Source organism: Paenibacillus sp. tmac-D7, assembly GCF_006519665.1.
Lineage (GTDB): Bacteria > Bacillota > Bacilli > Paenibacillales > NBRC-103111 > Paenibacillus_G > Paenibacillus_G validus.
The window spans coordinates 1-12,131 of sequence record NZ_VIDW01000044.1; the positions used below are offsets into that span (position 1 = coordinate 1).

A 12,131-nucleotide genomic window follows, 5' to 3' on the forward strand; every position below is an offset into this window, starting at 1 on the left:
GCAGCGCTACTTGGCGCTGCACACCCGCGAGGGCGACGCGTACGACGTGCGCGCCCTCGTGCAAAAAAACGGCGCAGGCCGCTGGCAGCTGACCGGCCTGGCCGTACGCCGCGGTCAAAGCGGCAGCTTGACCGCGAACCTGCACGGCGGCGGCATGGCCTGCGCCGCCGAACCGATGCTCGCCCGCGAATTCGGGCGGGCCCGCGCCGAAGCGATCCTCGCGGAGCTGCGACAGCTCGCAGATACGCTGCCGGAGGCGCTTGAATCTCGTCACGGGCGGCTCGCCGAGCTCGGCATCGATTTCGGTGTCGACACGAGCGGACATATTTGGATGCTCGAAGTGAACTCCAAACCCGGCCGCTCCATCTTTACTTATTTACGCGACGACAAGGCGCGATTGGCCGCTGTCGCCAATCCGCTGCGGTATGTCGATTACTTGCTCCGGCAAACCGCAGCGGCACCGGCTCGCAGCTTTTCGCTGAAGAAGTAAACTTTTGCCCAACACGGCATCGTTCTGTAGGAGGTTCATCATGAGCTTGACAACCTGCACGATTCATGTCACCCCGCGACAGGAACGCGTCGTTTATGTCAGCGGTGACTTGGCCAAAGCGCTCAAGCTGGCCAAAGCTCAAAACGTGACCCTTAAGCTCGGCAGCAAAAGCGTCTCCTTAAGACTCAAGCTGCTGAAAAAAAGCGGTAACCACCTGTATATGACACCGTCGGTTTATACCCAATTGCGATTGCCCCGCGACGGTACCACCATGATTACGAGCGCCAACGGCAAGGAACTTCGGCTGGGACCGATGATCGGGATTCTGACGAACATTGTGCGAGGGAGCTCCGCGCCGTTCGGGTCCCGCACCGAGTTCATCCGTCAATTCATGCGCGTCGGCGCGGATCGCGCGTTTTATTTCGGGTTCTCCCCGAACGACGTGAACTGGTCGCAAGGCACCGTCTCGGCCACGATCCCGCTGAAAGAGGGAGGCTGGGCGCGCAAGACCGTCCCGCTGCCGGACGTCGTGTACAACCGGCTGCCGAGCCGCAAGGCCGAGAAGCTGGCGTCGATGAACGCCTTCAAGCAGCGCTTCGTGCGACAAGGCATCCCGCTGTTTAACTGGAGCTTTTTCGATAAATGGGACGTTTACAACTTGCTGGAGGGTACCGATGTGTTCAACCATGTGCCGGAGTCGCACATCAACCCGAACGCCATGCAAATTAAAGAAATGCTGGAGAAGCACAAATTCATATATTTGAAACCGACGGCCGGCAGCCTCGGAATCGGCATTTACCGGTTGACCTATAATCCGAAGCGCGGCTATTACGCCCGCTTCCGGCGCAACGGCCGCAACGTGCTGCTCCGTTTCAGCAAGTTCGAAGGGCTGATGGCGCTGCTGAACCGGCATAACGGCAGCTTGCACGGCTACGTGTCGCAGCAAGGCATCCGGTTGATCGAGCTGGACAGCTGTCCGATCGACTTCCGCTTCCACATGACCAAGAACAGCGAAAACCAATGGGTCGTGGCCGCCATCGGCGCCAAGAAAGCCGGCAGGGGCAGTGTCACGACACATGTGCGCACCGGCGGTCAGCTGATGACGCCCGAGCAGGTGCTGCAGCAAGTTTTCGGCGCGCGCGCCGACGCTGTATTATCGAGCACCAAGGAGGCCGCCATCAAACTGGCCGAGGATATTGAGCGCAATTACAGGCATACGCTGGGCGAGCTCGGCTTCGATATCGGGATCGACAAGAGCGAACGCATCTGGATGTTCGAGGCCAATTCCAAGCCGGGCCGCTCGATCTTCAAGCATCCCGCCCTTAAGGAAGAAGGGCGCGCTTCGCTGCAGTACATGTACGACTATTGCCTCTACCTGAGCCGATTTCGGTCAAGGAGGGTTACTTGAATGGGATCGCAACGACAGTCCGATAGCAACCGTCAGCGTCCGACGCTGGCCATCCTCACTTATGCGGATGAAAAGAGGCCTTTTCGCGGGAATCAAGAAAATTTTATCGATTTGATCCGAATGGGGGAAGAGCGCGGCGTGCTCGTATACGTCATGACGACCGCCGACTTTAAGCTCAGCCAGGAAAATGCAGTCGGTTACCGGTATCATACGGAGACCCGATCATGGATCAGAGAACTGCTCCCGATGCCGCACGTCATCTATAACCGCATTCCCTACCGCAAATTCGAGCTTCTCCCGGAGGTGCAGCAGGTGATTCAAGCCTGCTTGCGCCACGGGAAGGTACGATTCTTCAACCCTTCGTTCTTCAACAAATGGACCTTATTCGAATGGCTCAACAAATCAAAGCGTACGCAGCCGTTCATTCCGACGACCCAAAGGTTGTCTTCCCGTGAGGACCTCGACAAACTTCTCCAGAGCTACCCGTTTCTTTACCTCAAGCCAATTCGCGGCAAAGCCGGCAAAGGCATCATGCGAATCAGCAGAATGGACGGCCAAGCGGCGAAAGCGAACCAGTATGAGCTCAGCATTCAGGATAGGACCAGAAGCCAAATTTCCCGCTTTTCGAGCGTATCCCAGCTTTGGTCGCGGGTGAGCCATCTGATCGGCTCCAAGGATTACATCATTCAACAGGGCATTGCCCTATCCCACTATAAGCAGCGTCCGTTCGATCTGCGGCTGCTCGCGCAGAAGAACCACAAGGGCGTATGGAGCATCGCCGGCGTCGGCGCCCGGTTGGCCGGGAAGAACAGCATTACGACACACGTGCCCCGGGGCGGGTCGATCGACGATCCGGGCAAACTGCTCTCCCACTCGTTCGGCCCCGCCGGCAGCAAACAAATCATGCAGCGGGCGAAACAAGCGGCGCTCACGATCGCCAAGCAGATCGAATCGTCCAGCGGCTATAAGCTGGGCGAAATGTCAATGGATCTCGGTGTGGACAGCGACGGCCACATTTGGTTCTTCGAAGCGAATTCCAAGCCGATGAAATTCGACGAGCCGCCGATCCGGCAAAAATCGCTTGAAAACCTCATCCGCTACTCGATCTTCTTGTCCAAAAAGAACACCCGTTTCGGCAGCAAACGGTAAGCAGGTGACTCGCGACCATGAAAACAGTTGGCGTATTGGCCATGTATTTAAGCGGACGACGGCTGGAAGAGCTGTCGTTTTTCCGCAAGCTGTGCATATGCGGTGCGAAGCTGGGGCTCGAGGTGCTCGTGTTCACCCCGGACGACGTTCAGGGGAACGCCCGCGTCAACGCTTTAACCTACAAACCGGAGCAAGGCAAATGGGTGCGTAAATCGGCCGCCTTCCCTCCGCTGATTTACGACCGGTGCCGGTATCACGGCACGGAAAATTACCTGAAGCTGTCCGGCTTCCGTAAAAAGTACGCCGAGCTTCGTTATTTGAGCCGCCCGCTGGGCAATAAGTGGAAGATGCATCAGTTGCTCGCCGAGCAAGCGGATATCGCCGCCCATCTGCCGGCGACGATCCCGTTCAAGGAAGGCAAGGAATTCGGTCATTTCCTGACCCGCTATCCGGTCGTTTATATGAAACCGAAGAGCGGCACCGGCGGCCGCGGCATTATCCGGCTCCAGCGGCTGCCGGGCGGTCGTTCCTACTTGATGCAGGGACGAGATCCGTCCCGCCGCATCCTGCCGGTGCAAAAGGTCACCATCGGGCAAATCGCCGCGAAAGTGGCCGAATGGAAGCTCGCGGACCAATATATCGTGCAGCAGGGCATCCCTCTGGAGCTGAAGGACGGACGCGTGCACGACTTTCGGATGCTGGTACAGAAGGACGGAAACGGAGAATGGCAAGTGACCGGCTGCGTAGGCCGGATCGGTCCCAAGCGATCGGTTACGTCCAACCTGCATGGCGGGGGCACCGCCGCGCCGATGGAAACGCTGCTGTACAACCGGTTCAAGGACAGCGCCAAAGTGAATGCCGTCCGGGAAGAGGCCTATGAGCTGGGCCTTAACGTCGTCAAGCACCTGGAGAACAAATTCGACGTCTTCTGCGAGGTCGGCATCGATCTGGCGATCGACCCGAAGGGACACGTGTGGCTGCTCGAGGTCAATCCGAAGCCTTCACGCGAGGTGTTTCGCCGGATCGGCCAGAACGGAACGTATGTGAAGGCGATCAGCCGCCCGCTCGAATTCGCCTTGTGGCTGAGCGAGCAGAGCAACGACAAGCCGATAGAATAAGAAAAAGACTCGCGGTCGAGCCCGAAGCTTCACGGGTTCAAGCGAGTCTTTCTTGTTATTCGGCGCCATCCAGCAGGGCGATGATCTCGCTGAACGACCCGATGCGCACATCCGCCTCGTCCAGTTCCTTCGGCTTGCGATAGCCGGCGTAATCGCAGCCGACCACGTACAGCCCGTTGCCATGTCCCGCTTCGACGTCGGAAGAACGGTCGCCGACCATCCATGCGCGCCGGATGCCGTGGCGTTCGAGCAGCAGCCGCACCAGATCGACTTTGGAGCGCGTGTGGAATTCGCCGGCGCTGTACATGCCGGTCGGCTCGAACAATGGCTCCAGTCCTTGGTGCTTCACAACGCCCTTCACGTAAGCCTCCAGTCCGTTGCTCGCCGTAAACAACCGGATACCGCGTTCCCGCAGCCGCTGCAGCGTATCCGCGACCCCTGCGTACAGCTCGCCTTCGCCCCGTCTCAGCCCATCAAGCTGCAGCTTAAGCAGCAGCTCATCGGCACGGCGGTGCACATGGCGATCGGCCTCCGGCATCACTTGCTCCCAGATGTGCTCCAGCAGCATGCCCAAACCGCCCAAAATATAACGCTCGGGCGGCGTTTCGCCATGAAATAAGCCTTCCGCCCGCAATTGGTCGAATGTGGCGTGGTAGGCCGGCAAGATCAGCGTCTCCGTGCGGAACAAAGTGCCGTCCACATCGAAAATCATCGCTTCCGGCAACGATTTATGAACCATGCTTGATTCCTCCCCCCGGTACCATTTTATACAACCATGTTTGTCCGAGGTTGTCAAATGACGGGCGGGCGGGCTTACAGGCCGATACCAAAATAAATTCGCAGATACTTCTTCCAGTGGAACGCGGAAAAACAGGAGCAGCCCGATTGTAATCGGTACGGATAACGCGTTGAGCCGGAGAACCGTATTTTAGACGGACGCCAATCTAAAATTTTCTTTACACCACGAAGGAAGCTCCCCGACAACTGTCGGAGAGCGAGGTTCGCTTAAAATATTTTTTTTGCGCCTTGCTCGGTCTTCAGAATTTCAACCGCTTCACGGAACCGCATCGAATGAACCACTTCCCGCTCTCGCAAAAATTTCAGGCCGTCCTGCAAATCCACATCGTCCGTCATATCGATCAACCACTGGTACGTCGCTCTGGCCTTCTCTTCCGCGGCAATGTCTTCGTACAAGTCGGCGATGGGATCGCCCTTGGCCTGAATGTAGGCCGCCGTCCAGGGCACTCCGTCGGCATTGCTGTAAAAAAGCGCCCTATCATGGCTCACATAGTGCCCGTCCAGCCCGGCCGCCTTCAATTGATCCACGCTCGCATCCTTGGTCAGCTTATAAACCATCGTGGCAATCATTTCCAAATGAGCAAATTCTTCCGTTCCGATGTCCGTCAGCAGCCCGATCACTTTATCCGGGATGCTGTATCGTTGGTTCAGGTAACGGAGCGCAGCTGCCAGCTCCCCGTCCGCGCCGCCATATTGTTCCAGGAGCAGCTTTGCCATGTGCGGGTCGCACTTGCTTACTTTTACCGGGTACTGCAGCTTCTTCTCATACAACCACATCCGAATTCTCCCCTTCCTTCGTCCGCTCGGTTGCGCCGTTCACACTTGCCATGGCCAAGGGCAATCGATCCACTGCCAAGGCTGCTTGGAGAAGCTTTGGCCGAACGACTTCAACGGACCGAACTCCTGCTCGAATTGATACGCAAGCTGCATCCGTTGCTGCGCGTATTGGTTGTATTGCTGGAGCGCTTGGATGTCCTGCGGGTGGGTATCCAAATACAGCGTCAATTCGACCAGCACAAAATCGACGGCCTGCAGCTCTTCCAGCTGCCGATAGAAATGCTCGGGTAGTGCGTGCGACATTCCGGTTCCTCCTGTCGGTCAATATTTTCGAGGATGGTACGGGCTGTAAAGCGCCGGCCATAATGTGCCTAGCCGAAGCGCTTCGTGGGGGGGAAATTGCGGCAAATTGGGCGGTTGAAAGCCGATGTATAAGTTCGGGGGGGTCGAGTACGTCTTCTCGAGTACGGGCGGACAAGGGTCCATCGGACTTACGTACGGAAACCATACTTTGGTTTGATGCATGAGGCGAATTCCTCCTTCTGTGAGCGTCTACCATTATTTATACATTGTGGGCAAGTCCGGTATACGTATAAAATGTCAGCAAGTGCTGCCAATTTCGGAAATTAATAAAAGGAGCTGTTCTCACACATGAAGAAATCGCTTGCAAAAACGATGGTGATCACGTTGTTAGGAGCCGGCCTCATCCTTTCTCTGCCTCAATCCGCGATTCCCGCTTGGGCCGCGAACACGCAAGTCTCCTCGACGTTGAGCCTCGGTATGTCCGGTGACTCGGTTTCCGCGCTGCAGCGCGACCTCAAGACGCTAGGGTATTTTACTTACCCGACGATCACCGGTTATTACGGCACGGTAACGCAGCAAGCAGTCCGTTCGTTCCAAAGCGCCTACAGCCTGGCGGTTGACGGTAAAGCAGGCCCGATCACGCGCACGGTGCTCAACCGGGCGCTCGTCAAAAAAGCGATGCTCGCCGACGCGAATAACTACATGCGCGTTCCCTACGTATGGGGTGGCACAACACCTGCAGGCTTCGACTGCTCGGGCTTTGTGTATTTTATGTTCAACAAGCACGGCGTTGCGATGGCTCGTACCAACACCACGACGATGATCACCATGGGCACGCCTGTCAACCGCAGCCGGCTCATGCCCGGCGATCTCGTATTCTTCGGCCTGAACGAGCCCGGCGTTGCGTCCCATGTAGGCTTTTATATCGGCAACGGCGAGTTTATATCGGCCACCCGTTCGGCCGGCATCTATATCCAGAAGCTCGACAGCAGCTATTGGGGACCGAAATATTTAGGCGCCCGCCGGGTTTATTAAGAGAACCGCAATTTATCAATCCAACTCACAAACCGACGGCAGTCCGGACCAATGCGTAATGATTCCTAGCGGCTCATGCACGGAGGCCGGCTGCCGTAGCCGCCTCGCTCATATTCGCCGTACAGGCGGTCGTTAACGCCCAGGAACCTTCGGGTCACTTCCTCCGGATTCAATCCCGCCGTCGGCCCGTATACGGAGAACGTTCGCACGAGCGCTGCATGCCAAGTGCTCGCATAATCAAATAACGTGTCGTCCAAGTCAAACAAGATCAATTGCCCTCGAAAACGCGGACGGTTTTCTTCCATGGAAGCTCCTCCTTTATCGCGCGCCGATCGGCGCCTGCATCTGTAGATCGATTGTATAGGAATCCGCGTGTAAAAGAAGGACAGACCCCGCCGGAATAACCGACGGGGTCGTGATAGGATGGAACACTATTCATCCTTACTTAGTGGATGTCCTTCTTGTTGAACCTGCCGCCCTTCACATCGTGAATGTTGCCGACGGCCAGGAACGCGGAGTTATCGAGCTCTTCGACAATCGATTTAAGCTTCGCTTCCTCCAGCCGGTTAATCACGCAGAAAATGACGAGCTTGTTGCCGCCCGTGAACGCACCCTCGCCCTGCAGGTAGGTGACGCCGCGGCCGAGCCGCTGTATGATCGCATCGCCGATCTCGCGGCTGTTGTCGCTGATGATCCAGACCGATTTGGACTCGTCGAACCCTTCGATCGTAATGTCGATAACTTTAAAAGCGATGTAGTAAGCGATCAGCGAGTACATCGCATGATCCCAGCCGAACACGAAGCCGGCGCTGCTGAGAATAAACAGATTGAAGAACATGACGACTTCGCCGACGGAGAAAGGCAGCTTCTTGCTGAACAAGATCGCCATAATCTCGGTTCCGTCGAGCGAACCGCCCGAACGGATGACCAAGCCGACGCCTACCCCCAGAATGATGCCTCCGAAGACGGCAGCGAGCAGTGGATCGAAGGTCAGGGCTTTAACCGGATGCAGCAGCGTTGTCCCGAGCGACATCACCGCGACGGCATATAAGGTGGAAATCGCAAACGTTTTACCGATTTGCTTATACCCTATGTACAAGAAAGGTAAATTGAACAGTACCAGAAAGATTCCGATCGGCACCCCTGTTAAATGGGACGTGATGATCGAAATGCCGACAACGCCGCCGTCGATGATTTTGTTCGGAACGAGAAAAATTTCCAGCCCGACGGAAAAGATCGCGGAGCCCAGAAAGATTAAGAACGCGCGACGGATTAATTTAGCGATTGAAATTTTGGAATGTTGTTTGACCTTGGCTACATCTCCTTGCAATGCTTGTCCTCCCTTTTATTTGATGGCTAGCCTTCGAGCTTGATATTGATTTTCAAAATGCCGACGCGGCGAAGCGCTTGATACACGATGATTAGAACCGGACCGAGGAACAAGCCCACGACGCCTATAGCTTGAAAGCCGACATACATACTGACCAGTGCGGCAAGCGCGTTGATGCCGACGGCGTCTCCGATAATTTTCGGCTCGATCAAACGGCGGAACACGACAATGACCAAATACAAGACGATCAGTCCGATCGCCAGCTGCATATTGCCGACGAGCAGACTGTAGACGGCCCAGGGCAGCAGCACAGCGCTTACGCCGAGCACCGGCAGCACGTCGACGACAATGATCAGAAGCGCTATCGCGAGCGGATAGTCGACCCGAAGCACGAGCAGCCCGATCAACGATACAATGTAGGTTAACAGGCTGATCAGCATTTGGGCAAACAGGAAGCCGACGATCGCCCGGCGCAAATCCGTCAGCACCGTGACGACCTTTGACCGCGAACCGCTTTCGAACAAGTTCAAAAACGATTGATGCAGCTTCGGCAAACTTAGCGAAACCAAGTAAAGCGCAATGACAAACACGACGAAGAAAATGAACAGGTTTGGGATCGTTCTGGCGATTCCGATCAAATAACCGCTAACGGCCGAAACGATGCTGTTCAAATTTTCCGTTAATGCGACCAAGCCGTTCTCGATCCAATGCTGCACGTCGGCAGCCATCGCAGGCGGCAGCGTCTCAAAGAAAAATTGCGTTTTGACGGATGTGTTTTCCATGAATAATTTCGCCTCGTTCAAGTAACTCGGGGCGTTTTTCAAATACTGGACGAGCTCGGACACCATTTTGAAGCCGACCAGGTAGATGAAGCCGAGCAGCAATCCGGTAAATAAAGTACAGGCCGTAACGGCCGCCGCTATGCGGTTGAACCTCGCATATTTGATCAGCGCCTGCACGACCGGCTCCAGCAATATTGCGAGCAGCAGCGCGAGCAGAAACGGAAAGCCGACGGTGAACAATCCATAGAGAACCAAAGCGCCTAACGCGCAAAAAAGAATCGTTCGTAGCGACATTCCAGTGAGGGCCCCCTTCGAAATTAATGTGCCGGCTTCTGCTGTTCTTCGCCTTCCGGCCCGAGCTTCAAGATCGGTCGAATCGTTAATCGCACCACGCGCAGACGATCCACTTCGGTAACCTCGAATTGAAAGCGATCCAGGGTATGCTTCTTCCCTATCTCAAGGTTGCCTTCCAGCTCCTTGAACAGCCAGCCGCCGATCGAGTCTACGGCTTCGTCCTCGATTCCGAGGCCCAGCATATCGTCAAGCTCCTCCAGCAAAACCCGCCCGTCCACCGAGTAGGCATCGCCGATCTTCTCGATTTCCGGCCGTTCGGTCTCGTCGAACTCGTCGTGGATTTCGCCGACGATTTCCTCCAGAATATCTTCTGCGGTAATCAAGCCGGCTGTTCCGCCGTACTCATCGATCACAATCGCCAGCTGGGAGCGCTTCTTCTGCATCATTTTCAATACATGGCTGATTTCCATCGATTCCGGCACCATCAGCACCGGCCTGACGAAATCGCGCAGCTGATGCGATTTCTTCGGCTCGCAGGTCAGCATATCCGCGATGTGCACGAACCCGATAATCTCATCCTTGTCGCTCGTTGCCACCGGATAACGGGTATGCTTCGTTTCATACACGATATTTAAATTTTCCTCAAAAGGCAGTTCCGTAAACAAACAATCCATATCGGTGCGCGGCAGCATAATTTCACGCGCCACCCTTTCGGAGAATTCGAAGATGTTGTCAAACAACGTCATCTCGTCTTTATCGATATGGCCGCTCTTTGCGCTTTGGTCCATCAATATGCGAATCTCTTCCTCTGTATGAGCGGCTTCAAGCTCCGTGGCGGGCCGGACGCCGATCAGACGCAGAAGCCGGTTCGCCGCGCCGTTCAACAAATAGATGATCGGGTAAAAAAGCTTGTAGAAGAGCATTAACGGCGCCGAGAGCCAAAGCGATGTGACTTCCGACTTTTGGATCGCGAGCGATTTGGGCGCCAATTCCCCCAGGACGATGTGCATGAATGTAATGACCGCGAAGCCGATGAAGATCGCGAGCGCGTCCGCGTACCAGGCTTGGGCCAGTCCGATCATTTCGAACAGAGGCTCGACGATCAGATGAGAAATCGCAGGCTCGCCCACCCAGCCTAAACCAAGCGAGGCCAGCGTAATGCCCAACTGGGTCGAAGACAGGTAGGCGTCCAGCTTTTTCGTAACGGCAAGCGCATATTTCGCCTTTCCGTTCCCTTCGCTTTCCAACTGCTGCAGGCGGGTTTGTCTGACTTTCACCAGCGCAAACTCCGCGGCGACGAAGAAACCGTTAAGGAAAACTAAAAAAACAACGAGGACCAGATTTAACGCAATCGAACCGAAATCAAACCCCGTACTATGGCTCTCCACTACTGTTCAAACTCCTTCTCATGCGTGATAGGCAGCTTGTAATTAAACGATGGCGCGTCGGGTTGAAAAATCGACATCTTTATAATACGTATCCGCGACCAACAGATTCGGCCCGCAGCAATTCGCTCCCGGGCAGTAACACCCGACCGAGCTGTAAAGCGGATGTTCCTTCCAGCGGGCAAACACTTCGTCCAGACGGTCAGTCAGCGCATTCCCCAGCGGAGGCACATCGGAGAAATCGGTCACGTAGACGTCACCCGTGAACAAATTCACATTCAACCGGTTGCGTCCGTCCGGATCATTCCTTACGGTTACGTTCGGTTCTCCGCGCAAACGCGTTATGATCTGCTGATCCTCCTCTAAGAAGCTGCAGGCATAGAACGGAAGCGTGCCGAACAGCATCCAGAGCTCGGGGTTCCTCCCGTCCAGCAACCGGTGAACGGCCTGCCGCGTCTGGTCGAGCGACAATACCGGCAGGTTGGACGCGAATGCGCTCGGGTACATCGGGTGCACCTCGTGGCGGCGGCAGCCCATCTCGTCGATCAGGCGGTGAATACCGACCAGCTTGTCGTGAGTGCGGTAATTGATCATCGATTCGGCCGATACGAACATCCCGGCACGCGACAGCTCGCGCGTATTGTCTATCATCCGTTCATAGAGCTTGACGGCCGACGCTCTGGGCGTGCGCCGTTCGGAGCGAACGAAGCCAACCTCGTAGAAATCGTCTACGTTCAAGTAATTGAACGAAATATGCATCACGTCCAGATAAGGAGCCAACGCCTCGTATCTCGATATATCAAGCGTCAGATTGGAGTTAATTTGCGAACGGACGCCTCGCTCCCTGGCATATTTCAACAACGGTACGATATAGTCCCGCACCGTTTGCTCATGAAAGCTTGGCTCGCCGCCGGTTATGCTGATCGTCTCCAAGTGCTCCACTTCATCCAACCGCCGGAGCACGTCGGCTAACGGAATACGGATTCCTTCCGACAACGTTAACGACTCTCCCACCGCACAGTGCTCGCAGCGCATGTTGCACAGATTGGTTACGGTCAGTTCGACGCTTGTCAACCGGTGCTGGCCGTACCGCCGAAAGGCCGGCAACGGGTCCCACGGATCGTATTGCGGCGAAATTTCGGGAAAGGGAGGCTGTATGGCAAATAATTCAGACATGTTGTTATGTACACCTGACTCTTCATTAGAATTCTTGTTATCACTTACTGATCAATTCTTATTGTAACGTAATATGTATGAAAAGA

General features: G+C 55.6%; 14 protein-coding genes. 5 read left to right on the forward strand and 9 right to left on the reverse strand.

Annotated elements, in window-relative coordinates; all coding sequences use genetic code 11:
• From FKP33_RS21935 to FKP33_RS21950, 4 genes are all read left to right on the forward strand, one after another.
• Positions 1–490, forward strand: a 490-nt coding sequence (locus tag FKP33_RS21935; RefSeq protein WP_181410239.1) for a YheC/YheD family protein, incomplete at its 5' end; no start/stop codon positions are given.
• 40 nt (positions 491–530) lie between these two features.
• The gene (locus FKP33_RS21940; RefSeq protein ID WP_141336370.1) at positions 531–1,898 is read left to right on the forward strand and encodes a YheC/YheD family endospore coat-associated protein; all 1,368 of its coding nucleotides are present in this window, start codon (positions 531–533) and stop codon (positions 1,896–1,898) included.
• Positions 1,899–3,047: a YheC/YheD family endospore coat-associated protein gene (locus tag FKP33_RS21945; RefSeq protein ID WP_141336371.1), complete on the forward strand. Its 1,149-nt coding sequence runs from the start codon at positions 1,899–1,901 to the stop codon at positions 3,045–3,047.
• Between the two features lie 17 nt (positions 3,048–3,064).
• Positions 3,065–4,165, forward strand: a complete 1,101-nt coding sequence (locus FKP33_RS21950) for a YheC/YheD family endospore coat-associated protein (protein WP_258313523.1) — start codon at positions 3,065–3,067, stop codon at positions 4,163–4,165.
• 55 nt (positions 4,166–4,220) lie between these two features.
• Here FKP33_RS21950 and FKP33_RS21955 read toward each other — a convergent pair whose 3' ends face one another.
• From FKP33_RS21955 to FKP33_RS21970, 4 genes are all read right to left on the reverse strand, one after another.
• Positions 4,221–4,904 (reverse strand): HAD family hydrolase, encoded by a 684-nt coding sequence (locus FKP33_RS21955; RefSeq protein ID WP_127609082.1) that lies wholly within the window; start codon positions 4,902–4,904, stop codon positions 4,221–4,223.
• A gap of 266 nt (positions 4,905–5,170) precedes the next feature.
• The gene (locus FKP33_RS21960) at positions 5,171–5,740 is read right to left on the reverse strand and encodes a manganese catalase family protein (RefSeq protein WP_127609081.1); all 570 of its coding nucleotides are present in this window, start codon (positions 5,738–5,740) and stop codon (positions 5,171–5,173) included.
• Positions 5,741–5,779: 39 nt separating this feature from the next.
• Entirely contained in the window at positions 5,780–6,043 is a 264-nt protein-coding gene (locus FKP33_RS21965) for a spore coat protein CotJB (RefSeq protein ID WP_127609080.1), read from the reverse strand.
• An 18-nt stretch (positions 6,044–6,061) separates the two neighbouring features.
• Positions 6,062–6,265, reverse strand: a complete 204-nt coding sequence (locus FKP33_RS21970; protein ID WP_054797857.1) for a spore coat associated protein CotJA — start codon at positions 6,263–6,265, stop codon at positions 6,062–6,064.
• A 126-nt stretch (positions 6,266–6,391) separates the two neighbouring features.
• Between FKP33_RS21970 and FKP33_RS21975 the strand changes: the two genes are divergently transcribed.
• Positions 6,392–7,078: a C40 family peptidase gene (locus tag FKP33_RS21975; RefSeq protein ID WP_141336372.1), complete on the forward strand. Its 687-nt coding sequence runs from the start codon at positions 6,392–6,394 to the stop codon at positions 7,076–7,078.
• A 65-nt stretch (positions 7,079–7,143) separates the two neighbouring features.
• Here the strand turns inward: FKP33_RS21975 and FKP33_RS21980 are convergent, their stop codons facing one another.
• The 5 genes from FKP33_RS21980 to yfkAB form a co-directional block, all read right to left on the reverse strand.
• The gene (locus FKP33_RS21980; RefSeq protein WP_054797856.1) at positions 7,144–7,383 is read right to left on the reverse strand and encodes an HAD family hydrolase; all 240 of its coding nucleotides are present in this window, start codon (positions 7,381–7,383) and stop codon (positions 7,144–7,146) included.
• A gap of 140 nt (positions 7,384–7,523) precedes the next feature.
• Complete coding sequence (locus FKP33_RS21985; protein ID WP_141336373.1) at positions 7,524–8,408, reverse strand: YitT family protein; 885 nt, start codon at positions 8,406–8,408, stop codon at positions 7,524–7,526.
• Positions 8,409–8,434: 26 nt separating this feature from the next.
• Positions 8,435–9,484 (reverse strand): sporulation integral membrane protein YtvI, encoded by a 1,050-nt coding sequence (gene ytvI, locus FKP33_RS21990; protein WP_127609076.1) that lies wholly within the window; start codon positions 9,482–9,484, stop codon positions 8,435–8,437.
• Between the two features lie 23 nt (positions 9,485–9,507).
• Complete coding sequence (locus FKP33_RS21995) at positions 9,508–10,872, reverse strand: hemolysin family protein (RefSeq protein ID WP_127609075.1); 1,365 nt, start codon at positions 10,870–10,872, stop codon at positions 9,508–9,510.
• Positions 10,873–10,914: 42 nt separating this feature from the next.
• Positions 10,915–12,045 (reverse strand): radical SAM/CxCxxxxC motif protein YfkAB, encoded by a 1,131-nt coding sequence (gene yfkAB, locus FKP33_RS22000; RefSeq protein WP_141336374.1) that lies wholly within the window; start codon positions 12,043–12,045, stop codon positions 10,915–10,917.
• Positions 12,046–12,131 lie beyond the last annotated feature (86 nt).

What these genes read in the sequence shown, in the direction of transcription:
- FKP33_RS21940 (WP_141336370.1), top strand. Translation starts at nt 531, where the DNA reads ATGAGCTTGACAACCTGCACGATTCATGTCACCCCGCGACAGGAACGC.
- FKP33_RS21945 (WP_141336371.1), top strand. Translation starts at nt 1,899, where the DNA reads ATGGGATCGCAACGACAGTCCGATAGCAACCGTCAGCGTCCGACGCTG.
- FKP33_RS21950 (WP_258313523.1), top strand. Translation starts at nt 3,065, where the DNA reads ATGAAAACAGTTGGCGTATTGGCCATGTATTTAAGCGGACGACGGCTG.
- FKP33_RS21955 (WP_127609082.1), bottom strand. Translation starts at nt 4,904, where the DNA reads ATGGTTCATAAATCGTTGCCGGAAGCGATGATTTTCGATGTGGACGGC.
- FKP33_RS21960 (WP_127609081.1), bottom strand. Translation starts at nt 5,740, where the DNA reads ATGTGGTTGTATGAGAAGAAGCTGCAGTACCCGGTAAAAGTAAGCAAG.
- FKP33_RS21965 (WP_127609080.1), bottom strand. Translation starts at nt 6,043, where the DNA reads ATGTCGCACGCACTACCCGAGCATTTCTATCGGCAGCTGGAAGAGCTG.
- FKP33_RS21970 (WP_054797857.1), bottom strand. Translation starts at nt 6,265, where the DNA reads ATGCATCAAACCAAAGTATGGTTTCCGTACGTAAGTCCGATGGACCCT.
- FKP33_RS21975 (WP_141336372.1), top strand. Translation starts at nt 6,392, where the DNA reads ATGAAGAAATCGCTTGCAAAAACGATGGTGATCACGTTGTTAGGAGCC.
- FKP33_RS21980 (WP_054797856.1), bottom strand. Translation starts at nt 7,383, where the DNA reads ATGGAAGAAAACCGTCCGCGTTTTCGAGGGCAATTGATCTTGTTTGAC.
- ytvI (WP_127609076.1), bottom strand. Translation starts at nt 9,484, where the DNA reads ATGTCGCTACGAACGATTCTTTTTTGCGCGTTAGGCGCTTTGGTTCTC.
- yfkAB (WP_141336374.1), bottom strand. Translation starts at nt 12,045, where the DNA reads ATGTCTGAATTATTTGCCATACAGCCTCCCTTTCCCGAAATTTCGCCG.